This is a genomic window from Anoxybacillus sp. UARK-01, from assembly GCF_002075365.1.
GTDB lineage: Bacteria > Bacillota > Bacilli > Bacillales > Anoxybacillaceae > Anoxybacteroides > Anoxybacteroides rupiense.
Genome location: NZ_NASY01000032.1, coordinates 183,820 through 208,377 on the forward strand (window position 1 = coordinate 183,820; position 24,558 = coordinate 208,377).

21 protein-coding genes are annotated in these 24,558 nt (G+C 42.0%); 5 read left to right on the forward strand and 16 right to left on the reverse strand.

Going from position 1 to position 24,558, the window contains the following annotated elements:
- Positions 1 to 421 precede the first annotated feature (421 nt).
- The 6 genes from B6A27_RS07165 to corA all read right to left on the reverse strand — a co-directional run bounded on the left by B6A27_RS07165 (position 422) and on the right by corA (position 6,749).
- Entirely contained in the window at positions 422 to 1,327 is a 906-nt protein-coding gene (locus B6A27_RS07165) for a chemotaxis protein (RefSeq protein ID WP_044746669.1), read from the reverse strand.
- A gap of 126 nt (positions 1,328 to 1,453) precedes the next feature.
- Positions 1,454 to 2,104 carry a glycoside hydrolase domain-containing protein gene (locus B6A27_RS07170; protein WP_080861013.1) on the reverse strand — a complete coding sequence of 217 codons (651 nt, stop codon included), beginning with the start codon at positions 2,102 to 2,104 and terminating at the stop codon, positions 1,454 to 1,456.
- Between the two features lie 264 nt (positions 2,105 to 2,368).
- A complete protein-coding gene (locus B6A27_RS07175) occupies positions 2,369 to 3,619 on the reverse strand; it encodes an ATP-binding protein (RefSeq protein WP_080860977.1) in 1,251 nt (416 codons plus the stop codon).
- Positions 3,620 to 3,744: 125 nt separating this feature from the next.
- A complete protein-coding gene (locus B6A27_RS07180) occupies positions 3,745 to 4,971 on the reverse strand; it encodes a PLL family lectin (RefSeq protein WP_080860979.1) in 1,227 nt (408 codons plus the stop codon).
- Positions 4,972 to 5,211: 240 nt separating this feature from the next.
- Complete coding sequence (locus B6A27_RS07185; RefSeq protein ID WP_044746673.1) at positions 5,212 to 5,766, reverse strand: TIGR00725 family protein; 555 nt, start codon at positions 5,764 to 5,766, stop codon at positions 5,212 to 5,214.
- A gap of 17 nt (positions 5,767 to 5,783) precedes the next feature.
- Positions 5,784 to 6,749: a magnesium/cobalt transporter CorA gene (gene corA, locus B6A27_RS07190; RefSeq protein ID WP_080860981.1), complete on the reverse strand. Its 966-nt coding sequence runs from the start codon at positions 6,747 to 6,749 to the stop codon at positions 5,784 to 5,786.
- A 687-nt stretch (positions 6,750 to 7,436) separates the two neighbouring features.
- On the opposite strand from corA, the gene B6A27_RS07195 reads away from it, so the two are divergent.
- Positions 7,437 to 7,664, forward strand: coding sequence for an IDEAL domain-containing protein (locus B6A27_RS07195; protein ID WP_044746675.1), 228 nt, complete (start codon positions 7,437 to 7,439; stop codon positions 7,662 to 7,664).
- 168 nt (positions 7,665 to 7,832) lie between these two features.
- On the forward strand, positions 7,833 to 8,984 hold the full coding sequence (locus B6A27_RS07200; RefSeq protein ID WP_066147010.1) for an aminotransferase A: 1,152 nt from the start codon (positions 7,833 to 7,835) through the stop codon (positions 8,982 to 8,984).
- 153 nt (positions 8,985 to 9,137) lie between these two features.
- On the opposite strand, the gene B6A27_RS07205 is transcribed toward B6A27_RS07200, so the two are convergent.
- From B6A27_RS07205 to B6A27_RS07220, 4 genes are all read right to left on the reverse strand, one after another.
- Positions 9,138 to 10,004, reverse strand: coding sequence for an NAD(P)-dependent oxidoreductase (locus B6A27_RS07205; protein ID WP_080860983.1), 867 nt, complete (start codon positions 10,002 to 10,004; stop codon positions 9,138 to 9,140).
- Between the two features lie 45 nt (positions 10,005 to 10,049).
- Positions 10,050 to 10,265, reverse strand: coding sequence for a TM2 domain-containing protein (locus tag B6A27_RS07210; protein ID WP_369815489.1), 216 nt, complete (start codon positions 10,263 to 10,265; stop codon positions 10,050 to 10,052).
- A 74-nt stretch (positions 10,266 to 10,339) separates the two neighbouring features.
- Positions 10,340 to 11,125, reverse strand: a complete 786-nt coding sequence (locus B6A27_RS07215; protein WP_080860990.1) for an SDR family oxidoreductase — start codon at positions 11,123 to 11,125, stop codon at positions 10,340 to 10,342.
- 106 nt (positions 11,126 to 11,231) lie between these two features.
- A complete protein-coding gene (locus B6A27_RS07220; protein WP_080860992.1) occupies positions 11,232 to 13,205 on the reverse strand; it encodes a methyl-accepting chemotaxis protein in 1,974 nt (657 codons plus the stop codon).
- 374 nt (positions 13,206 to 13,579) lie between these two features.
- Here B6A27_RS07220 and B6A27_RS07225 point away from each other — a divergent pair, with 374 nt between their 5' ends.
- The gene (locus B6A27_RS07225) at positions 13,580 to 13,828 is read left to right on the forward strand and encodes a hypothetical protein (protein ID WP_139788083.1); all 249 of its coding nucleotides are present in this window, start codon (positions 13,580 to 13,582) and stop codon (positions 13,826 to 13,828) included.
- A 31-nt stretch (positions 13,829 to 13,859) separates the two neighbouring features.
- Here B6A27_RS07225 and ptsP read toward each other — a convergent pair whose 3' ends face one another.
- The 4 genes from ptsP to glcT all read right to left on the reverse strand — a co-directional run bounded on the left by ptsP (position 13,860) and on the right by glcT (position 19,067).
- On the reverse strand, positions 13,860 to 15,581 hold the full coding sequence (gene ptsP / locus B6A27_RS07230; protein ID WP_080860996.1) for a phosphoenolpyruvate--protein phosphotransferase: 1,722 nt from the start codon (positions 15,579 to 15,581) through the stop codon (positions 13,860 to 13,862).
- Positions 15,581 to 15,847 (reverse strand): phosphocarrier protein HPr, encoded by a 267-nt coding sequence (locus B6A27_RS07235; protein WP_044746683.1) that lies wholly within the window; start codon positions 15,845 to 15,847, stop codon positions 15,581 to 15,583. The genes ptsP and B6A27_RS07235 overlap by 1 nt, the downstream gene beginning before the upstream one ends.
- Before the next feature lie 104 nt (positions 15,848 to 15,951).
- Positions 15,952 to 17,976, reverse strand: coding sequence for a glucose-specific PTS transporter subunit IIBC (ptsG, locus tag B6A27_RS07240; protein ID WP_080860998.1), 2,025 nt, complete (start codon positions 17,974 to 17,976; stop codon positions 15,952 to 15,954).
- Positions 17,977 to 18,221: 245 nt separating this feature from the next.
- Positions 18,222 to 19,067 carry a glucose PTS transporter transcription antiterminator GlcT gene (gene glcT / locus B6A27_RS07245; protein WP_044746685.1) on the reverse strand — a complete coding sequence of 282 codons (846 nt, stop codon included), beginning with the start codon at positions 19,065 to 19,067 and terminating at the stop codon, positions 18,222 to 18,224.
- Positions 19,068 to 19,341: 274 nt separating this feature from the next.
- On the opposite strand from glcT, the gene B6A27_RS07250 reads away from it, so the two are divergent.
- Together B6A27_RS07250 and B6A27_RS07255 are read left to right on the forward strand one after the other, a co-directional pair.
- Positions 19,342 to 19,791: a staygreen family protein gene (locus B6A27_RS07250; RefSeq protein WP_080861000.1), complete on the forward strand. Its 450-nt coding sequence runs from the start codon at positions 19,342 to 19,344 to the stop codon at positions 19,789 to 19,791.
- Between the two features lie 472 nt (positions 19,792 to 20,263).
- On the forward strand, positions 20,264 to 21,019 hold the full coding sequence (locus B6A27_RS07255) for an alpha/beta fold hydrolase (RefSeq protein WP_369824151.1): 756 nt from the start codon (positions 20,264 to 20,266) through the stop codon (positions 21,017 to 21,019).
- Positions 21,020 to 21,410: 391 nt separating this feature from the next.
- Here the strand turns inward: B6A27_RS07255 and B6A27_RS07260 are convergent, their stop codons facing one another.
- A complete protein-coding gene (locus tag B6A27_RS07260; RefSeq protein WP_080861003.1) occupies positions 21,411 to 22,556 on the reverse strand; it encodes a cation:proton antiporter in 1,146 nt (381 codons plus the stop codon).
- A 748-nt stretch (positions 22,557 to 23,304) separates the two neighbouring features.
- The coding region (locus B6A27_RS07265) for a putative bifunctional diguanylate cyclase/phosphodiesterase (protein WP_139788084.1) at positions 23,305 to 24,558 on the reverse strand (1,254 nt) is incomplete at its 5' end.

The window sequence follows — 24,558 nt, forward strand, 5'->3', positions numbered from 1 at the left end:
TTCTATTCTTATTCTTTTCTGTCATTTCGGTTCATGAACAAGCAAATACACTTTATCATTCAACCGTTTCTCTTACAGCCATCTTTTTGTCCCTTTCTTTTTTATTTTTCATCAATCCCCTGCTTTTATCCCTTATTCTAATGAAGGCCTCAGCACTTTATCGACCTGTCAGTTGTTCCTTGCAAAAGAGGAATCCTCTCTCGTTTGTATCTTTATATGAAATTCAGCCTGCTTTTAGACGAGAAGCCCCTTGTTTCCGATCATCGTGAACCATTAAGGCTTTTCATACCTAAAAATAGCATTTACATAAAAAAATGGACAGCCTTTTGCAGAGACTGTCCAACGGTAACAGGAGGCTCAAAACCGCCATTCTATCCAGGACAAGGACAGCAAATGAATCGGTTTTATCTGTCACCACGGATTATAAAATATATTTATCGATTACTTTCACAAGCTCGCCCACTTCTGGTTTGCTGACTTGCGCCGTCGCTCCAACTTTTTCGCCCTTATGACGCAAATCATCGGTAATAAGCGACGAGAAAATGATAACAGGAAGCTTGCTTAGTTTTTCATCCTCGCGGATTCTTTTCGTCAAATGATGTCCATCCATTTGCGGCATTTCAATATCAGTAATCACAAGCTGCACTTCCTGCTCAATGTCTTTCCCTTCTTTCACAATTGCTTGTAAATAATGAAGGGCTGCTTCTCCATCCTCGAAAAATTCAACAAGCACATAACCTGCTTCAGCAAGCGTGTCATGCAACAGTTTACGCAAAAGCGGGGAATCCTCGGCAACCACGATTTTTTTATTCGAGCGTTCCCGTTTTCCGAGTTTTTTCACTTGCTGTACGTTAATCCCTGTTTCCGGGTTAATATCCACCACCATTTTTTCAAAATCAAGCAATAAAATCATTTTGCCTTCAAGCTTAACAACCCCGATTACCTGACCATCAAGTCCTTGATACATTTGGGAAGGCTTTTCGATTTGCCTCCAAGAAATTCGATGAATCCGAGTAACATTATGTACATGGAATACCACTTTTTGCTGATTAAACTCAGCAACAATAAATTTATCTTGCTGAGGCGTTTCCGATGGAGGAAAGCCGAGTGCCTTGGCCATATCAATAACGGGAAGCACCTCTCCCCGCAATTCGATAATTCCTTCTATATTAGGATGAGAATGGGGAACTTTTGTAATGGGGACAGGATTTAAAATTTCTCTTACCTTCATCACATTAATAGCAAATTGGTTTGTACCGATTAAAAATTCGACAATCTCCAATTCATTGGTTCCGCTTTCTAACAAAATCTCCCGTTTTTCATTCATCTTCGATAACGTCCTTCCTCGTATAATGTCCTAATTTTATTATATTTTTTCCTAAGCAAATAAGAAACCTTTTTCTTTATAAATTCCTCTCTAAAAAATAAAGCTGCCTTCTTATCGGCAGCTTTTCTAATATAAAAAATCAAGCAATCGGCGGTCAGCTAGGTTGGTGTCGACAGGGCATGCTTCGGCATCACGTCCGTATTGCCAGGCCCATGCATTCGCTTTACAATTTGGCGAAGCCGGAGAATATTTCGGAGCTTTTTGCTCGGATGTCGTTCCGGGTCTCGGTGCTGAACTCCAAATAACGGATTGAACAGCCACTTGGTTATTTTTTTGTACTGCTTCGCAATAAGCTGCAGAGAAATCCCCTTTGGATGGATCTGCATAAAATCCAGGACGATAGCCAGTAGGCTGAAGCGTTTCCACCCAAGCGCGAATCCATGCCTCATCAACAGCAAAAAAATCTTCAATATTGGCAAACAACATTTTATTTTTTGGAATCCCAAGCCGACGCGCATGAAATACTGCATTGCGTGCAACGACTTGTCCGTTGGCATATCCTGTTGCTTGGCGAAAAGCGTTGTAGATCGGCAATATTTTTATACCATAGCTATGTAGTCGAGCTATTTCTTGAGCTGTTAATCCATCAGAGACATTCGGCACCTCTACTAAGTAACGCCCCCAAAATTTTGGATAGCCAAGCTCATTTTTCACGCAATAAAACGATTGATCTGTCACTGTTGCCGCGGAATCAACTCCCCAAACCGTTCTCGCCATAATTTCTCTCATTCCTTTCTCTCTGCACTTTTTTCTATACGAAAAATGCAACGATGGAACGAAGATCTGGAAAATCGACGCTCAAAGGTATATTTGCAGACTGGCATTGGTCACGCATTCGTATAGCAAAGGTCCAAATACTCCCGCTGTCAGACCCATTCATGAATCTATGAAGCCATTCATCGTGTAGCTACCTGACCGTCGAAAAACATCATGAGCTCCGTATAGCTGCTTTATATTATCATATGACTGAGACGGTTTGTCTTATTTCATTAAAGGCAATGTAATCTCTACGCGCGTTCCTTTTCCAGGATGGCTCATATAATGAACGGTTCCTCCCATTTCACGGATTAAGCGATTGGAAATCATGCTCCCTAACCCCGTTCCTTTTGACTTCGTTGTGTAATAGGGAAGACCAATCTTTTTTAACTCCTCCTCTGTCATTCCTTTTCCGTTATCTTCAATCACTACTTTGACAGTCTTTTGCTGCATAAGAGATTGTGTCGTAATAAAGACACTTCCGCTGCCATTATCAATTGCTTCAATCGCATTTTTGATAATATTTAAAAATGATTGCTTTAAATATTGCTCGTCTCCCCAGACGTAACATTTTTCAATATTCTCCCATTCGATAGACACATTGGCAAACGCTCCTAACGGGCGAAGCAAGTCCACACAGTCACGCAGCACTTCACTTAAATCAATCGGCTGCAAGCGAAAATCAGCCGGCTTTGCCAATTTTAAATAATCCGTAATGATTTTATTTGCCCGATCTAGCTCCTCTAGAATAAGGGGAGCAAATTGCTCTAATTGTGAATTTCCAGCATCCTTTTGCAGCAATTGCACAAACCCGCGGACCGTCGTAATCGGATTGCGAATTTCATGAGCAAAGGATGCCGCCATTTCACTGACCATCGTCAGCTTATCCATATATACCATCTCATCAAATTGGCGATTATACACAATTAAGCGTTCAATTAAAACAATCATCAACAGGTAAGTCGCCAAAAACATGGCAAAATACGTACTATAAAATTCCCAATTCAAAAATGAAACCGTTTGAACAATGATCGTAAAATAAAAAAGAAAATACAGCATCACAATCATTAATGCATGCCATAATTTATTTTTTGCTTTCCAATAAAAAGGCCGAAATAACCAAGCAGTGATAAACGAAAGAACGGAAACAAGCACTCCGATTCCGGCAAAAGAGCCGCCAATAATCAGACGCGTAATCACCACAATCAATGTGCATATGCCTCCGGCCGGCCAGCCAATATATAGCGTCACAATTAAAATGACGATCATCCGAAAATCAAAATGTGTCTCCCCTAGGGTCTCAATTGGATAAAACATACACAGCATGGCAGCAAACGCAGCAAATAGCCCATAAATGGCTTGCTGCCGCATCGTTAAAGTCAGACGGTCCCGAAAAGGGAAAAATAAATTCGCATTAAATGTTAATGAGAGCAAAATCGTAATATTGACAATGAGAGGCTTAATCATGAAAATCATTCTTGATTTCCCCCGTTCATTGATACATCGCCCATCATTGTATCATACTCTTTTCATTTCTTGAATGAGTTTTACAAAAATAAAAACACGCTTGGCTAGGTAATCATAGCCAGCGTGTTTTTTCGTCATCTTTTCCAACGGTGAAGCAATTCGTTACGCTCTCCACGCGCAAAAACATCGAGACGATTTCCTCCCCATGAAATAGCAGCGGGTTCAGATGTAATACGCCTTCCATCAAGATGAAGAAACTCGCTCCAATGCGCGCCATCCCAATATTTATAAAGAAGTTCATGATTCCCACCGCGCGCAAAGATATCTAAGCGGTTTTTTCCTCTAGATGCCGCTGCTGGGCTCGAAGTAAGAAGACCTTTCAGATCTTCCCAATGACTCCAGCGCGCGCCGTCCCACCATTTATGCAAAAGTTGCCGCTCTGCTCCTCTCGCAAATACATCAATTCTTTGCTTTCCCCATGAAACAGCTCCGGGAGCGGATGTAATAATGCCGCCCAAGTTTTCCCATTCACTCCAACGAACACCGTCCCACCATTTATGATACAGATGACGATCCTCGCCGCGCACAAACACATCCAGCCGATTGGCTTCCCATGATGCCACCGCAGGAGTTGAGCTTAACACTCCTCCTAAGTCTTCCCATTCACTCCAGCGTACACCGTCCCACCATTTATGCAAAAGCTGCCGTTCTGGCCCGCGACCAAATACATCAATGCGATTTTCCCCCCATGAGACAGCAGCTGGAGAGGAAGTTAATGTACCGGAGAGATTTTCCCAATCGCTCCAACGCACACCGTCCCACCATTTATGGAGCAATTGATGCCTTTCACCTCTTGCAAATACATCCAGCCGATCTCGTCCCCAAGACGCCACAGCCGGTCCTGATGTTAATGTTCCTCCTAAACTTTCCCACGCGCTCCAATCCTGTTCCGGCCTATATCCGATATTCTCTAGCACCAAACGAATGACGGATCTTACGATTTGCTCGATTTCATTTTCCGGAACGCGATACGCCTGCAACACAGTAAACAACCAAGGGGAGTTTCTTCTAGTTAGCTGAAACAGCTGCTCAATCTTTTGATCCATTGTTCCTTCCACATGTTCCTTATGATCTAACGCTGTTTGGACAATGACACGAAACATATAGCGTGATATATTGCGCGGAACATAATATTGTTGCAGCTTCGCATATAGCGGCTGCAGCTTCGGACGAATCATGCGCCATATATTCTCCATTTCTTGGTTTCTTTCACTATTTTCCCTGTCATGATAATCGATTAACATTTCAGTAAATCCCGGTACATAGGCAGAAAACATGCCATACGGATCAAGACGGTCCATCCTATCCCCTCCTCTTTGTCAAAGATCCCATCACTTTATCGTATGATGCTGTCCGATTATATAGTCCTTTTTTTGTTACAAGTACAAAGACTTCGATTAATGTATATAGAATATGGTGGGTGGATAAACAAACATGATGCCACGTGCTATCATTTTGTTTTCATTAGTCATAGGATCTACTCCTCTTCCAACGGAAATAAAAAGAGGGTGCTCAAACTATTCGTTGGACACCCTCTCTTTTTAATCGCCAATTCTCCCTGTATTTCTTTCGCTATCAAGCGGCTCGGAAATGCGGTTAAAAGCCAGATCCACTGCAGCTTCTGCTGAACTGCAAAACGCAATCTCCACCGTGCGCCGCTCATCCAAATACCCTCCTTCATAGGCCACCTCTTTTATTTTTGTCGCCCATCCGCCTGTCGTTTCAATAATAACCACCGGTTTTTGATTCATATATGCCGCTGACAGCTCCCCAAGCGTCCCATTGCCGCCGCGGATCATAATAAGGGCATCCGATGAATGAACGAGCACCATGCTGCGAAAATCAAAATGAAGCCCTGTTGTAATCGGTACATCTAAATAATCATTAGCGACATCTGTGCGATCTCCGGCTAAAATGCCAATCACTAATCCCCCTGCCTGCTTTGCTCCTTTAGAAGCTGCTTCCATGACTCCGCTTCCTCCGCCGGTTAATAGGACCGCCTTTCTTTTCGCAATTTCTTCGCCTACCTGCTCCGCAATTTTTCGTACGCTGTCAGGAATATCCCCTGATTGTCCAATGACTGCAATTCGCTTCATTCGCTGTCTCTCCCGTTTTACCCATTTCCTTTATGAAAACGAAACCATCCTTTTTTCTTAAACAAGAAAAACATGGCTACCGCAATGAGTGCCATTATTCCTAGCACAGCAAAATACCCGTATTTCCAATGCAATTCAGGCATATTGTCAAAATTCATCCCATACACACCGGCAATGAACGTCAACGGCATAAAAATCGTCGTAATCACCGTTAATGTCATCATAATTGTATTCATCCGATTGGAGTTCAATGACAAATAACTATCGCGAATATCAGAAGTAATATCGCGATTCGCCTCAATCATTTCCACCAATTTTAATAAATGATCATAAATATCATGAAAATAAATATGCTGTTCCTTCATTCGCTGTAGCCGATCAGAGTTAATAATCCGATAAAGCAAATCACGCATCGGGACAATGGTTCTTCTTAGTTTGGATAAATCACCGCGAATATCAAATACTTTTTCGAGGATTTCCTGAATGGTATGATCGTTTGTATTTTCATCAAGATCATTTAACATATCTTCCATTCGATACATCGGCGGAAAATAATCGTCTACAAGCTTATCTAAAACATGATACATCACGTGAAATGGTCCTGCTTGAAAATGCTCTTCTGTTTGCAGCCTTTCCCATACTTGATTTATTCCCCATACGGATTGTTTATGAAACGAAACGAGAAAGTTTTGTCCGATAAATAAATCCACTTCTTCCGCTTCCAATGTTTCTTGATTAATAGAGTGCACAACCATAAACAAATACTGATCATAAAAATCCAGCTTCGGTCGTTGAATAAATTCCAAACAGTCCTCAATCGCTAATGGATGAAAATGAAAAAAATCGGCCAACAATTTTGCCTCTTCATCTGTCGGTTCGTGGAAATCGACCCAATACCATGAAACGGAAGGTTTTTTTAAAAATGGCAGTGGTACATCATAGACTACTTCAAAGTCTTTAGTAATCACACAAGTTCGGATCATCACTCTCCCCCTTCCTTCGACGTCAATGTATCAAAACATAGGCATGTAGATGAACGAACGAAAAACCTTCACCTCTAGCTTCATTTTTTCACAGGCAGCAAACGCATCGTTCGCTAAAGACATATCTTAATTCTTGGCTTTTCTGCCATAGCCGGCAATCCTCTTGCTAACGACTAGCATGATATATAGGCGATCAATGATTTTGGCACTGGATCTATCTGTGAAGGATCAAGATCCAACGAGAAGATCGAGCAGATGGCTCATGCAAAAGCCAAATGGCATGTTTTCGACGGTCGGAGACAAGCCGCGGACTTGTCTCCGTCACGCCCCAGCTGCCAAGAACCGAACAACCGTCATACCTGCTCATCGGAACGGGAAATATTGGCACATCAAGCTGTATCCATATCATACCACGAATTTATAGATGGAGCATTGATATCAGACGATTGTGGTTGTTCAATTGGTTCACTCCGCTCGAAAAAGTTTATCTCTCCCCAGCCATCAGCTTTTCAAAAATAATTTTATTCCATTCTCAAGCTGTATTTATCTATATAATACCCGAAAAATAGTCGCTTGTTTGTAAAAATTACTACCTTCGAATTTATCAAAATTTTCTTTACTTTTTTATAAAAAAAGACGATAATATAAAAAAGGGAACATCTTGTTCCCGAATAAGGGGGAGTTTCCATGTACGAAAAACAATTTCCTCACGAAGGGATTATGATGTTTGGGCAACCGGAAGAAAAAAACAGCTACGGACCGCTTGCTGAAATGATTCTGGAACAAGCTATTTTCCTTTATCAAAAAAATAAATTAATGGAAAAGATTGATGAAGCGCTAGCTACCAAAGATCAAGCGCTGTTTTTAGAATTATCCACCCAATATAACGAATTGCTAAAAAAACACAGAGAATAGGCAGGGAGATTTTTCGAAATGATGGAATGCGAAGCCTCACAGCACTATAATCATGAATCGTTTGATTAGGTGAGCCACTTCTTCGTCTTTATACGCAGAAGAAGGCTCACCTTTTATTGTACTTCCGTGATAAAATAAAACAAATGGAGTATGGAAGGAAGGAATACTATGGAGCATCTCATTCATCCGCGTATTAAAAATATTGAAATCTCAGGAATTCGCAAATTTTTTAATATGGTTGCCGATCGTCCAAACCTCATTTCATTAACAATTGGCCAGCCGGATTTTCCGACTCCTGAACATGTGAAAGAAGCTGGGAAACAAGCCATTTCTGATAACTTCACAGTCTATACCCACAATGCAGGCTTGCTTGAAGTGCGTCAAGCGGCTTGCCGTTTTGTCAACGAAAAATATGGCTTGCACTATAATGAAAACGAAGTGATTGTGACGATTGGTGCAAGTCAGGCCATTGACATCGCTTTTCGCACCATTTTGGAGGAAGGAGTCGAGGTGATTTTACCAGGCCCTGTGTATCCCGGTTATGAGCCGATTATTCGCATGTGCGGAGCCAAACCTGTATATGTCGACACCCGCCATAACCAATTTAGGCTTTCCGCCGACTTGATTAAACCGTACATAAATGAACGAACGCGCTGTATCGTTTTGCCGTATCCCTCCAACCCAACTGGTGTAACGTTAGCGCAGCAGGATTTGCTAGAACTGGCTGAGCTGTTGAAGGATCGCCCGATTTGGATCTTATCGGATGAAATTTATAGCGAGCTTGTTTATAGCGGCAAACATGCTTCAATTGCCAAATGGCTGCGCAATCAAACCATTGTGATTAACGGATTAAGCAAGTCACATTCAATGACGGGATGGCGAGTGGGGTTTGTCTTCGCCCCAGAGTTTTTAACAAAACATCTGATTAAAGTGCACCAATATAGCGTCTCATGCGCTTCTTCCATTTCGCAAAAAGCCGCTTTAGCCGCCTTGACAGCGGGAAAAGAAGACGCCAACGACATGCGGAAGCTATACGAACAGCGAATGGAATATGCCTACAGCCGGCTTGTTGACATGGGCTTTCAAGTGGAAAAGCCAACAGGGGCTTTTTACTTATTTCCATCTATTGAACCATTTCATACTTCCTCTTTTGAATTCGCACTTGATTTAGTGGATAAAGCTGGCGTAGCCGTCGTTCCTGGAAGCGCCTTTTCAGCATACGGAGAAGGATATGTTCGGCTTTCGTATGCCTATTCATTAGAAACGCTAGCAGAGGGGCTGAATCGCATCGAACAGTACGTTCAAAAACATAAAAGGTGAGAGCTTGGGTAGCTTCTCACCTTTTTATCAAGGAGGCAGCTGGTCATGCCATCGACTGGCCTCTGACAGTCGAAAATTTGAAAACGTCTATAAGTTCCCTCTTCTTAGTTGGCGCAATAGAGAAGGTGCCATTTTCTTAGTGCTAGAGGGCGTTTATGAATGATCATAGTGCTTGTATAACGCATGTGTTCCGCTGTTCTCCTCACCGCTTGCCGCCAGTTCTTCATACATTTTTTTAGCTAAGCTCAGTCCGGGCAGCTGCAAATTCATTTTTTCCGCCTCTTCCAGCGCAATTTTCATATCTTTAATAAAATGCTTTACATAAAATCCTGGCGCAAAATCCCCCGCCAACATTCTTGGGGCTAATTGGCTCAGTGACCAGCTGCCGGCAGCTCCTTGTGAAATGCTTTCCAACACTTTATAAGGATCAAGACCTGAACGTTTCGCATAAATGAGCGCCTCACAAACACCGATCATATTGGTAGCAATCGCAATTTGGTTACACATTTTCGCATGCTGGCCCGCTCCCGCTTTTCCTTGAAAAACAATATTTGTTCCTAGCGCTTCAAAAATTGGCTTGCACTCATGAAATGCCGCTTCATCGCCCCCAACCATAATCGCAAGCCGGCCTTCTCTGGCACCAACGTCTCCACCAGAAACAGGAGCATCTAGCGCAAATACCTTTCTCTTCTTCGCCTCATCATAAATTTTCTCGGCCAACGACGGAGGAGAGGTTGTCATATCAATTAAGTACGTGTTTTCCTTCACATTTTCAATTAATCCGTTTTCGCCAAAATATACGGCTTCTACATCCTGTGGATAGCCCACCATCGTAATAACAACATCCGCCTCGCGGGCAAGCTCGCGAACCGTTTCCTTCCAGACCGCCCCTGCTCTTAATAGCTCCTCTGCTTTCTCCTTCGTGCGCGTGTGCACAAGCAAATCATATCCTGCTTGCAGCAAATTGCGCGCCATGCTTTGTCCCATCACACCAAGACCAATAAAGCCGATTGTTTTCATACTCATTCCTCCACATATAAAACACCTTGGCTTGCGGCCAAGGTGCTAATCTTCTAACACGACATTATATTTTCGATTGAACTCTTCATCGGATTTAACGAGATAAACGATTCCCTCAATAAAGCCGATGATGCTTGGAATTCCTGTCCACGAAAATAATAAATAAAGAATGCCTTGGCCAAGCTTTCCCAAATAAAATTTATGAATGCCGAGACCACCTAACAAAATGGCTAAAAGACCTACAACCACCTTATTTTTCACGATGCCTCTTCCTTTCTCCGCTGGGGTAAGTCCTTTTATTTATATTCACCCAAATGAGAAAGTAGCACCTTTGGTTAAATCGCTTTGACCATCCCCCCATCGACGAGAAACGATTGGCCTGTCATATAGGAATTGGCTGCTGAAAGAAGGAAGGTCACCACATTGGCAAACTCCTCCGGCGTTCCATAGCGGCCAAGCGGAATGGCACTTTTCATCCGCATCTCCATTTCTTCCTTTGTGATTCCAAATTTTTCTGCGTTCATCTGATCTAAAAAAGCCACCCGTTCCGTTGCAATTCTTCCCGGCGCTACGGTATTGATTAAAATGTTATATTGAGCAAATTCAGAAGCCAACGTTTTGGTCAAACCGACAATTCCAGTGCGGAATGTATTTGATAGCAATAAGCCAGGAATGGGCTCTTTGATGGAAGAAGAAGCAATATTGACAATTTTTCCGCCATTTTTCTTTAAATAAGGCAGTGCTTCACGAATGAGGCGAATATAGCTTAGTAAATTTAATTCAAATGCTTGATACCAATCCTCATCCGTAATCGTTTCAAAAGTTCCCGTCGGAGGTCCTCCCGCATTGTTGACAAGCAGTTCAAGAGCTCCATATGTTTCTGCCGTTTGGACAACAAGCCGCTGAATTTCTTCTTTTTTCGTTACATCCGCTCGAATGTAAGCAACCCTTCCTTTATGTAACTCGCTTAGCTCTTGAGCCACCTCCTTCAGCTTTTCTTCATTGCGGCTCGTAATCATCACATTGGCACCTTCCAGCACCAGCCGCTGGGCAATCGCTTTACCAAGCCCTTGACTAGACGCTACAACAAGCGCTGTTTTTCCCTCTAACTGAAGCTCCACCTTCTTCACTCCTTTTCTTTATTATTACTATACCATTCGGCAAAGCCGCTGAGTTTTCCTCCTTCTCATCAATAAAAGCGCACGGATTTCCCGCGCGCTTAAATGATTATGCATCGAATTTTTCAACTAATTTCTTGAGCTGCTGTCCCATCTCACTTAATTTTTCAGCAGACTCTGTGACCGTGCTGAGCGCCTGCAGCTGATCATCGGCTGATGCTGCCACTTCCTCCGCAGAAGCTGCCGCCTGTTGAGCAATAGCGGAAATATTTTGCATCGCCTCAACCACTTGATCCTTACTTTCGTTCATATGCTTCACTTCATCACTAATATGAGAGATGGAGTTTGTCAGTTCTTCCATCATGACGGAAATTTTCATAAAGGATTCGCCTGTCGTATGAACGGCTTGCTGTTGCTCTTCGTTCATATCTTTTGAACGCCCAACTGCTTGCATTGCTAAATCCGCTTGTTGCTGAATCGTCGCGATTGTCTGACGGATCAACTCGGTCGCTTGAGAAGATTGTTCCGCCAATTTGCGAACCTCCTCAGCCACAACCGCAAATCCTTTACCATGTTCGCCTGCTCGTGCTGCTTCAATGCTCGCATTTAACGCAAGCAAATTCGTTTGTGCGGAAATCGCTGTAATCGTTTGAATGACTTCATCAATTCTTTTCATTTTTTCAACGAGATCATCCATTACTTTTTCTACAGACTGCAATTCATTTTTTGCTTCATCTGATTTTAATTGCAGCTCATTTAATTTTTCTAATCCATAATAACTTGCTTCTTTTGTATCATTTGATAAAGTTTGCATTTCTGAAGCGGATTGAGCGACTGCTTCAATTTGACTTGACAGCATGGTTGTTCGTTCGTTGATCGTATCTAGGTCACTCGCCTGTTCAGATGTTCCTTTTGCAATATCATTAATCGCTGTCGCTACTTGCTCGCTTGAAGTCATCGTTTCTTCGGAAACAGCGCTTAAATGATCGGCAGATTGAGCGAGCTCAGCAACTGACTGATTCACTTGATGAATGAGTGCCCGCATTTCATGAACCATATGGTTAAAATGAGAAGCCAGCTGCCCGATTTCATCTTTTGCTTTTACTTTCACTTGAACCGTTAAATCTCCCTCTGCTACCCTCTCTACTTGCTCTTGCAAGTAGACGATTGGTTTGACAATGGAGCGAGCCATCAAATAAATGACAATCATTCCGATAAGTACTGCGATAATCGTAATCATGAGCATTTGTGCTGCAATTGAATTACTGACCGCAAATAAATCTTTTTCTTTATACACCGCTCCAACTTTCCAACCTAGCTCGGGAATAGTTGTAAAATAAAGCATTCTCTTTTCGCCGTCTCTCGTATACTCATACACGCCGCTGTCACGGTCAAGCATGTATTTCACAGTGGCGTCGTTTGCCATATTCTTTCCTTTGTATTGAGGGTGGACGATAGCAATACCTGTTTGATCAAATAAAAACGGATAGCCTTTGTATCCTACATCCATTTTATTCACAATTTTTGTAACGGCATCAAGTGACAAGTCCATCCCGATGACACCAACTACTTGTGCACCGTCTTTCACCGCCTTGGCAAGAGTCACCACATACTTTCCTGTAACCGTATCTACATATGGATCCGTCCAGGCAACCTCATCAGGATGCTCGATTGCTTTTTTATACCACGGACGGGAAGTCGGATCAAAGCCAGCCGGAAGGTCCACTTTCGGCGTCGTATACATCTTTTTCCCTTCAGTTCCAATATAAACAAGCTGTGTATTGCTATGAATCTTTAAAAACGTTTGAAATTCCTTTTCAACTGTCGGCGATTCTTGATTGTCTTTCGCCATTTGGACTATCGCTGGAGACTCGCTAAATTGCTTCATACTATTCACTTCACTTGTAAAGCTTGATTGAATATCGTCAATCAGCTGCTCAACAAGCGCATGCCCGCGGCTGCTGACATCCTTGCGAATCATCTGCTTTGTTTCTACGACCCCGACAATTTGTGTAACGGCTAAAGAAACGACCATTAGTAAAGCTATTAAGACAACCAGTTTTGTTCTTAATGTTTTGAACACTTCGCTTTTTCTCCCCCTTGTCAAAATTCATCCTATTTTGTCGAGTTGCCATTTCCATTATAAAACCATGGTCTATAGCCGTCTATAGTAGCATATTCTCAATCATAGCAAAATGAATGAAAAACTTTTTTTGCTATCGCATTTATCACGGTAAAAATTCCAATTGTTGACGATCCATGATTTTACTAAAAATATGGAATCATATAGCTAGACACAAGCTTTTCGCTTGCCGACTACGGCAGAAAAGCGAGGAATCAAGCAGTGTCCATTGATTTGTATTGGATCATCACACACCTAGATAAAAATAGAAGTACGATAGAATTAAAGATGGAATAAATGGTCCCTGTATGTATTTTCATCATGAGGCGATATAATTGATCTACACGCCTGTTGTTCGGTTCGTCTTGATCAGCTGCTTAGTAGAGGAAAAATGTGAGACTATGGCCATTATGTCCAGCGCCTTTCAGCGACTAAATATGGACAAAAAAGATCATGTAGCCAGCAAAATCAAAGCTTTTTGCTTCATTTGGGCCATGCTGTTCGATCAGTGGCTGAAAATGATGGAGAAGACGCAAAAGCAGCAATCATACTGTATGAATGGAGTGGAAGCCTCTTTTAAATAATAAGCGGTGGTTACGGCCACCGCTTATATTTTTACTCAATATGGAAAGTTTGTTTCACAAATGCCACCACTTCTTCTGCTGTGCTCATGGATAGAATGGCTTCTTTAAAGCTAGCTGCTTCTGTTTTTGAGAGTTTTTTCATTTGTGAACGAGCACGTAAAACCGAAGTTGCGCTCATGCTAAATTCGTCCAGTCCTAAGCCGAGCAAAATTGGAATCGCCAATTCATCTCCTGCCATTTCTCCGCACATTCCTGCCCATTTTCCTTCTTTATGAGCGGCTTCGATCACATGATGAACAAGGCGCAAAATGGCTGGATTATACGGCTGATAAAGGTAAGAAACCCGTTCGTTCATACGATCAGCCGCCATCGTATACTGAATTAAATCATTTGTTCCAATACTAAAGAAATCGACTTCCTTGGCAAATTGATCGGCAAGCACCGCGGCCGCAGGAATCTCCACCATCATTCCAATCTCAATCTCTTCAGCTACTGGAATTCCTTCATGTTGAAGCTTCTCTTTTTCTTCTAAAAGGATGGCCTTTGCTTGCCGGAACTCTTCCAGTGTTGCAATCATCGGAAACATAATTTTTAAGTTTCCATACACACTTGCGCGCAGCAACGCACGAAGCTGAGTTCGGAACATGTCCTGCATTTCAAGGCACAGACGGATCGCTCGGAACCCTAGAAACGGATTCATTTCTTTTGGAAGATCTAAATACGGCAATTCTTTGTCGCCGCCAATATCAAGCGTACGAACAACGACTGGTTTGCCTTGCATTTGTTCCAGTACTACTTTATATGCTTCGAACTGCTCCTCTTCTGTCGGCAGCTCAGAGCGGCCCATATATAAAAACTCTGTACGATATAAGCCAATTCCTTCTGCACCGTTGGCTAGCACACCTTTAACATCTTCTGGTGTGCCAATATTTGCAGCTAATTCAACATGATGGCCATCGCTTGTCACCGTCGACTCGTGAACAAGCTTCGCCCACTCCGCTTTTTGCTTCTCAAAGCGCTCCCGCTTTTCTTCATAATGAGCGAGCACATCACTCGATGGATTCACAACAACTTGTCCATCCAGTCCATCAATAATGACCACATCGCCATTTTGGATTTCCGCTGTGGCACATTTCGTTCCCACCACTGCTGGAATTTCAAGAGAACGAGCCATAATCGCCGAGTGAGAGGTTCGGCCGCCGATATCAGTAGCAAATCCTTTTACATATTGACGATTGAGCTGTGCTGTATCAGAAGGTGTTAAATCTTCGGCAATGATGATCACTTCTTCGGAAATCAAGCTCGGATTGGAAATCGCAATCCCGAGTAAATGGGCAAGCACGCGCTTCGCTACATCGCGAATATCAGCTGCTCGCTCTTTCATGTACTCATTATTCATCGATTCAAACATCGCAACAAACATGGACGTTGTTTCATTCCATGCGTACTCTGCATTGACTTTTTCTGCTTTAATTTTATCCTTTACCGGATTTAATAGTTCCGGATCACTTAACACAAGAAGATGCGCAGAAAAAATGGCAGCTTTGTCCTCCCCTAATTCGCGTAATGCATGGGCCTGAATTTGCTCAAGTTCGCCTTTTGCTTTGACAATAGCTGCTTCAAAACGTTCAATTTCAGCCTGTGGGTCCGTAATGTCATATTTTTCAACAGTAAAATTAGGGGTTTCTAAGCGGTATGCCTTAGCAATGGCAATACCGCTTGATGCAGCAATCCCTGTAATATTCTTAGACATTATTGTGCGAGACCCTCTTTTGCCAATGTATCTGTTAATGCTGCTAACGCTTCTGCTGCATCTGAACCCTCAGCTGTAATTTTAATTTGAGCACCTTGTGGAACACCTAGCGACATAACGCCCATAATGGATTTCAAATTCACTGTTTTCCCGTTGTACTCTAAGTTAATGTCGCTGTTAAATTTGCTCGCTGCTTGAACAAGTAAAGTAGCAGGACGAGCATGAATACCAGATTCAGCAGTTACTTTAAATACTTTTTCAGCCATTTAAACCATTCTCCTTTAACAATATATTTTTTTGTCATCATAACAAACATATCTGCTCTTATTCAACAGAAAAGAAATTTGTCGATCGTTGTATCACCTTTTGGTTATTCGATGACAGCTACTTTGTGCTCACCTTTTGTTACTGTCGTTTCTGTCTCTAAGCGAATCTGCTCGTTCGCTTTTAAGTTTGTAAAAATAATCGGTGTAATGATGGAAGGAGCATTATTTTCTACATATTGCAAATCTACTTTTAAAATCGGCTGTCCTTTTTTCACTTCGTCTCCTTGCGAAACAAGTGCTTCAAAGCCTTGTCCGTTCAATTTTACGGTATCAATACCAAAGTGAATTAAAATTTCTCTGCCGTTCTTCGATTCAATCCCAATCGCATGCTTCGTCGGGAACACATTGATAATTTTTCCATCAACAGGAGAAACTACGGTTCCATCTGTTGGCATGATGGCAAAACCATCCCCCATCATTTTTTGTGAAAACACTTGGTCTGGCACCTCTGACAACGGAAGTACTTCACCTGTTAGCGGAGCGATAATTTCATCTGCACTCGCACTCGCTGCGACTTGAGCACTTGCTGTTTTTGGCTCTTCTTTCACACGAACCGGCGTGCGCCCTTCCATAATATCCTTAATTTGCCCTTTTAAGATGTCGGATTTCGGTCCAAAAATCGCTTGTACATTATTTCCTACTTCAAGTACACCAGCTGCACCTAACGTTTTTAACCGTTCTTTATCGACATGTTGAATATCATGAACTGATACACGTAAACGAGTGATGCATGCATCTAAATGTTCGATATTTTCTTTGCCGCCAAGCGCTGCTAAAATCTCGTACGGTAAATCTCCCGCGCTTGCTGCTTCGCCCGCTTTTTCTTCCGTCACTTTTTCACGTCCCGGAGTCGCTAAATTCCATTTGCGAATCGCAAAACGGAAGCCGAAATAGTAAATAACGGCAAATACAAGACCTACTGGGATCACAAGCCACCAGGCTGTTCGGTTTGGCAGCACTCCAAATAGCAAATAGTCAATGACACCACCGGAGAACGTCATCCCGATTTTCACATGCAATATATGCATAATCATAAACGATAATCCGGCAAAAATGGTATGGATCGCAAATAGTGCCGGTGCGACAAACAAGAACGAAAACTCAATTGGTTCGGTAATTCCTGTTAAAAACGATGTAAGTGCTGCAGATGCCATAATTCCGGCAACGACCTTTTTGTTTTCAGGGCGGGCCTCATGATAAATAGCCAGTGCAGCGGCAGGAAGACCAAACATCATAAATGGGAATTTCCCTGTCATAAATGTTCCGGCCGTTAAATCGACTCCATCTTTTAGTTGAGCAAAGAAGATTTTTTGGTCACCATGAACAACTTCTCCAGCCTTGTTGACATACTCACCAAATTCATACCAGAATGGCGAATAGAAAATATGATGCAAGCCAAATGGAATAAGCGCGCGTTCAATCACGCCAAAAATAAAGGCTGCCAGCGTTTTATTCGCATCAATCATATTATGTGAGAATGAATTCAAGCCATGCTGGATAGGTGGCCATACCCATGTCATCACAATTCCCAAAAGAACAGCAGATGCTGCTGTGATAATGGGTACAAATCGCTTGCCGGCAAAAAATCCTAAATATTGCGGCAGCTCGATATTGAAAAACTTATTGTACATATACGCTGCTAAAATACCGACGATAATACCGCCAAATACCCCTGTTTGCAATGTTGGAATCCCTAAAATATTCGCAAACGACGGATCTGTGCCGATTTTATCAGCCGTGACGCCCAATATGACGCTCATCGTTTTGTTCATAATTAAGTAGCCGACAATCGCAGCAAGGCCCGCAACACCTTCGCCTCCGGCTAACCCGATCGCTACCCCAACCGCAAAGAGCAAAGAAAGGTTGTCAAACACCGCACCTCCTGATTGCTCCATGACTTTGGCCACAAGAACGACCCAGTCTGCCTTAAGTGCAGGAATTTTGTCTGTTAGCGCCGTATTCTGTAAAGCGTTACCAAAAGCAAGCAAAATACCTGCAGCCGGTAAAATCGCTACGGGAAGCATTAACGCTTTTCCGACTTTTTGCAGCGTTCCAAACGCTTTTTTCATAATGTAATCCCCCTTCTCATTCTAAATTGGCAGCAAACATTTTTTCTCTTTATAGTCATCTCACCAAATGCCTGATATTTGTAAGCACTTGCAAAGGATGAAAAAACAAAAGGCATGAGCAAAGAAAAACAAAATTGAACATGAATAGCAACAGGATAGAAAAACAACCATCCATAATTGCTTGTTCCATTTTGTCTTCTTTACTCATGCCTGATCGAATCAGTAACACGTAAAGATGTAGACAATTATTTACTTTTTTTTGCAAGCCTTTGCAAATGCATCGTTAAATAGACTGCTTCTGCATCGTCCACAGGCATCTGCAGCGTTTGCTGCATGATTTTTACTAGCTTCCATGCAGCATTATAACATATCGGATATTCTTCTTTCAAGATTTTCGACAACTTTTTTGGTTCTTCGACACGCTCACCTTTTTTAATTCGTTCGATCGCATACCGTAAATGCTGAATAAATCGCAAATAATAAATACTTTCACGGTCAATGGCAATATGAAGCTGTTCTTCTACAATGGAAATCAGTTGAGCAATTAATTGTGAGTGCTTATTTACTTCCGAAAGACTTTGATGCGAAATCCCACTATGAATATGTAAAGCAATAAATCCCTTCTCTCCTTCAGGAAATTGCACGTGCAGCTTTTCTGTTAACATGTCAACGACTTCTCCGGCAATTTCATACTCTAAAGGATATAAGCTTTTTGTTTCAATCAAAAATGGATTTTTCAGATCAAGTCCTTGCTGAATGCGCTTAATCGCAAAAGAAATATGATCGGTCAGAGCAACGTGGATATGCTCATTCAATGGCGCATTGACCCGATTTTTGATGTGCTGCATCACTTCATTCATGACACCGATGAATTCTTCGTCAAGGCTTGGAAGCAACTTTTTATATTGCTCCTGCTCACGTTCATTTTTCAAGATAAACCATTTTTCGACCGCGTTTTGCTCAATGAAATCTCCCTTTTTCTTGCCGAAGCCGATCCCTTTTCCTAACAAAACCACTTCATCATACTCTTCGTGCGAAGCAACCAATACGTTATTATTCAATACTTTTTCAATCCGAAAGGACTTTCCCACAAAAGCCCAGCTCCTTTGATTTAGACGTTTACAATACTATCATCTTACGCAACGATTTACCTTTCGTCAATAATCGACTTTTTTCGAAGCGAGCTTTTTTGCTGCCAAAACATACAATATAACCAAACTATACAAATCCCATTTAATAAGTAGAGATCGAGCAACAGCCAGCTTCAGAAAGAGCAATGGACCGGTCTTTCAAGTCACTCGCAATCGTCGAAAAACAATCGTTAAAAAGCTAAGCCTCATTTATAGACAAAAAGGAGACAGAATGATGAATCAGATAAATCCTAAAAAACTTCACGTGCAATGGGAAAACAACGCACGTCTGCACATTCCACCTAACACAAGAAAATACACGTTAATCCATTCTGACGACACTGATGATCTTTATTTGTACATTGGGTCATCATTTGCTGTCAAACATCTTCATCCAACGCGCGATGAAGTATTAGCTGAGTGGAAGCGAGTGAAGCAAACACTCATTTTATTCCTCTATGTATACGTAGGAAACAAAAATAGCGGAAAAGAAACGAATAAGCAAAGAAAACAAGTTTTCCAAAAAAAATTGCCGCTTGCTCTTGAAGCCATTCGTCATGGAGACCAACAGCTGTTTCAAGCGTATCCATCTTTAGATTTTAGTCCTATTCTTGTTCATTTTACATCAGAATATCCCGATTTAAATGTGACAGAGGATTACGGATCTCCTTATCTGTATAAATAATCGATTCCCTGAAAGTGAAAGCTGATCTTTCTTTTCCCTTCGATCCATACTATTGAAATGAACATGTCATCCATTACCCATGGTGCTAGTTGCGCATAATAGCTTGAGCGCTCAATATTTCCTCTCTTATATGACAGGGGATGAGCCGCTTTCGGCGATCAGGCAACTGAACCACACCGCCTCCAGATAAATTCAAATGGCTTATTGATCGCCGCGCGCTCGCTTAGGCTGGCCGAGACAAGTCGATGGTTTGCCTCCTGACCGTGAGGTTTGAATCAATACGGTTCATTCATCATATGGATTACCGCGCGAGAACGATCAGTGAAACCGATTGGATCTGGCGCCACGCGTATCCATTATGTCATGGGAAAATGGAAAATATAAGGCTTAGCAAAGCTTTTTCAGCAGCGACGATAAAAATAGGATGAAGCACAAATTTTTCAATGAATGGAGGACCTTACACGTGCCATACATGACGATAGAAAACGATATTCGCCTATATTATACGGATGCAGGAGAAGGAAAAGCTCTGGTGTTTATTCACCCGCCAGGAATGGGAAGCAACGTTTTTGCTCAGCAGCAAGCGTTGACAGCCAACTTTCGCGTTGTCACCTATGATATGAGAGGAAACGGAAAAAGCAGCGCTTCAAACAAACCAATAACGATTTCTTTGCTTACGGAAGATCTTCATCAATTGCTTCGCTCTCTCCAAATTGAACGAGCGATTATTTGCAGCTACTCAAGTGGAGGCTCTGTTGCGCAAGCTTTTGCGCTTCGCTATCCAGAACAAACGGAAGCGATCGTATTAATCGGCGGGTTTCCCGAAGTACGCACATTATGGCTATATTTCGAATTTTTATTAGGCATTTTCACAGCGAAAATCGGAGCCATTTCGTTACTTGCTAAAGTATTAGGAACCGCTCACGGAAAAAGCCAAGACGAAAAAAAAGCAATTGAACGATATGCGCGGCTCGCCAATCAAAAGGATTTATTCGGCATGTATAAAACGATGCTGCACGATCGTAACACAGAGCATTTAGCAAAACTAACGGTTCCTCTGTTGATCATATACGGCAATCGCGATTATTATCTCCATGCTTATGAAACCATTTTTAAAACATACGTCCCTCATGCTCGCGCCATCTATATTGATAAAGCTAGACATCAAATTCCAACACGGCATGCTGATGAACTGAATGCCATTTTAACATCATATTTTTTACCGTAAGACGAGCGATATAAATACCGCTTCATGCTTCCACCTTTGTTTCCAAGTGGAATTTCACCAATTAGACGACCGAACAACATCACTTCTAAACAGTTTCATTTGTCTGGAAGTGGCTGATTGTTCGACGCTTAGTGACTATTTAGCAAAAAATAGAGCTTTGCTTTTGAGTCGACGATCAATCCAATCTTGTCATGATGCCTATCCATAAACCTGCATAAGCAAGGCATGGAAGTCATCGACGAAAAAACGATTGGTTTAAGTTAGAAAATATATCTGCTAGCCAAAAAACAAAAAGCCCGTTTCAGTAACCAGTCTCAGGTTGTAGACAAAGTCAATATTGACTTTGTCTACAACCATTTTCATTTCCTTCATCGATTGTGAGGGCTGCACGTCAGACTGGTTGAGAAATCGAGCCGCGCTTAAAAATCATTTTTAATAGCGGAGGAGTCACTAATGTCGTTATAAGGACGACAACAATCAGAACAGCAAATAAATCAGCCGTTAATAAATTAGATTCCAAACCGATACCAGCAATAATCAGTGCTACTTCGCCACGCGAAACCATTCCGGCTCCAACCGCCAATGAGCTTCTCCATTCAAATCCAGCTAATTTCGCTCCAAATGCAGCACCAACTAATTTTGTCAAAATAGCTAGTACGCTTAAGCCGATAATCACCCAAAGATGCTGGCCAACATTGGAAAACTCTACAGCAACACCAATCGAAGTAAAAAAGACTGGCACGAAAATCGAGTAGCTAATGGTTTCCACCTTGTGAAAAATTTCTTCTTTATAATCGGTAAAACTGATCCCTAGTCCGGCTATATAAGCCCCGATAATCGCAGCAACTCCTGTCGCTTCTGCCAAATATGCGAACGAAAAGCAAATGATTAATCCCGCGGAAATAAGAGCTTCATCAACACGAAGCGGTGCAAAAAATCGCAATACAACCGGAACGACTTTCCATGCCAGCAAAATGGCAACCGCAAAAAAGACCACTTTCTTAACGATCACAGCACCAAGCTGGACATCTCCCCCAGCTAGACTCATCAAAAACGCTAATGCGATAATGACAAGAATATCATCAATGACAGCCGCTCCTAAAATGGCCGTCCCCTCTTTTGATTTTAATTGGTTCATTTCTTTTAACGCCTGCACGGAAATACTGACGCTTGTAGCTGACAACAATAGCCCTAGAAAGACCGCTTGTATCGTTGAGAGCTCAAGAGCAATTCCCGCCATATATCCCAGCAATAGCGGCACCACGATTCCAAGCACTCCAACATAGGTGGCCGCTTTTCCCGTTCGTTTAAGCTGGTCTACATCGGTCTCAAGCCCCGCAATAAACATTAACAATATAACACCTATTTGACTGACTTCTTTTAAAATTTCTGTGTCATTGATTAATCCTAATACCGTTGGTCCAAGAATAATACCGATCAGCAATTTCCCCAGCACTGCTGGTTGGCCAAGTCGTGCGCTAATATCCCCCGCTATCTTTGAGGCAAACAAAATAGCTGCCAACTGTAAAATAAACATTTTTCACTCCCCTTATTAAAACGTTCAAACAGGACTATATACGATTAGTGTGCGTCAAAGGTTTCAGTTTCACTAAGCAACATGTCCATTCCTTTTGATTTTTCCCGGCTCACCCTATCATAAAAACATTTAGCAAACGAGGAAAACACAACTAAGCGAAGACAAAAATTAAATCAAGTCGTTTATGAGCGGACGGGTGAAGCCAATAACGGAAAAACGCAGTGCTTATCAACCGCCTGAACGCATATCGAAATGCTTGATGCGCTTTTCCGTTTTTCATCACATCGCTACTTATACTCTCTCACAGTCCAATCATGGACAGCTCTGTGTACACGATAACCCAATACGACAAGGATGATGTCACCTCATCTATAACAAGGATCTTTTTATTAAGCCTGGATTAAAAAAACATGAAGTTTAATCAGAGAGAAAACTAGAAATGATTTGTGGAGAGGAAAATGAAATGAATAACGGTTAAGTCGGTTAGAAAAAGAAACAGCATATTTTTTATTATTTAGAAGAAAATAACAAACATGTGTAACCGCGGTCCAAACGATGCCGCTTCCAGCCCATAAACAGGGCTGGGAAGCGATTCGTTATCGGCTGCTTGATCATCGTCGAAAACGACAAGAACGGCCATTAAGCGATCCACTATCGATCAGATGGCTTGTCTATTAGTAACGACAGAAACTCCTTCATGACAACGGATACAGGCTAAAATATTAGAAAAAAACCGGCATCATAAGCATCATACGCGCCATGGCTTCATTAATTCTTGTACCTTCCCCAGTGTATCCAACAGTTGTTCGAATGGAACCGGAGCACTGAAATAATATCCCTGTATTTCCTCACAGCCTTTTTCAAGCAGAAAACGAACTTGCTCTGCTGTTTCGACCCCTTCCGCCGTGACAAATAAATTTAATTTGTGTGCAAGCAAAATAATGGCCTCTACAATTTCCTCGCTTTTTCGCCCTTCGCTAATGCTCCGGATAAAGGAACGATCGATTTTTACAGCATCAATCGGAAACCGGTTCAAATAATTTAATGAAGAGTAGCTCACTCCAAAATCATCAATCGCAATCGTGATACCAAGCTGTTTAAATTTCTGCAAAATCGCGATTACTTCCGAAGGCTCTTTCATAATAGCAGTTTCCGTAATTTCAAATATAAATGAAGTCGGATTCATGTTCTCCTCTGCCAAAATCCTGCATACTACTTCTTCCAAGTCTTTATTTTGGAACTGTCGGGCTGATAAATTGACGGCCATTTTTAAATGGGGAAATCCCGCTTTCTCCAACCGCTTTAAATCGCGGCACGCCTGGCGCAGCACCCATTTCCCAATTTCATCGATTCTGTTTGTTTCCTCCGCAATCGGAATAAACTCCGCCGGACTGACCATTCCGAGTTGCGGGTGCTTCCAACGAATCAACGATTCGACACTAAGAGTGCCGCTTACAACATTCACTTTCGGTTGATAATACAAAGAAAATTCCCCATTTTCGATCGCCTGCTGCAAATCATTCTCAAGGCGCACCTTTTTGGCAAAAATATCGCGCATATGAGGATCATATTCAACAATGCGATTCGTCCCATTCATTTTCGCATAATAAACAGCTTTATGAGCATTGCTAAGGAGCGTTTCAACCGATCGCTCGGCATCAGCTGCGTAGCTTACACCGATATTCGTCGTAATATTCAGCTTTTCCCCGGCAATAAAATATGGCTCCTGTAAGCAGGCGTCAAGCTTGTCAAGCAGCTGTCTCAATTCATCCTTTTGATCATAAACAAAGGCAACCACGAACTCGTCTTCACTAATTCTTGCTAAAAACGTCCGTTCAGATTCAAATTCCTTCAAGCGATTGGCAACCTTCCGCAACAATTCATCCCCGTTTAAATATCCAAGAAAATCGTTAATGAATTTAAAGCGGTGAATATCAATCAATAAAACCGCCACATTTTTATAAGCGAGCATAAACTCCTTTAGCTTTTCACTTAAATAATT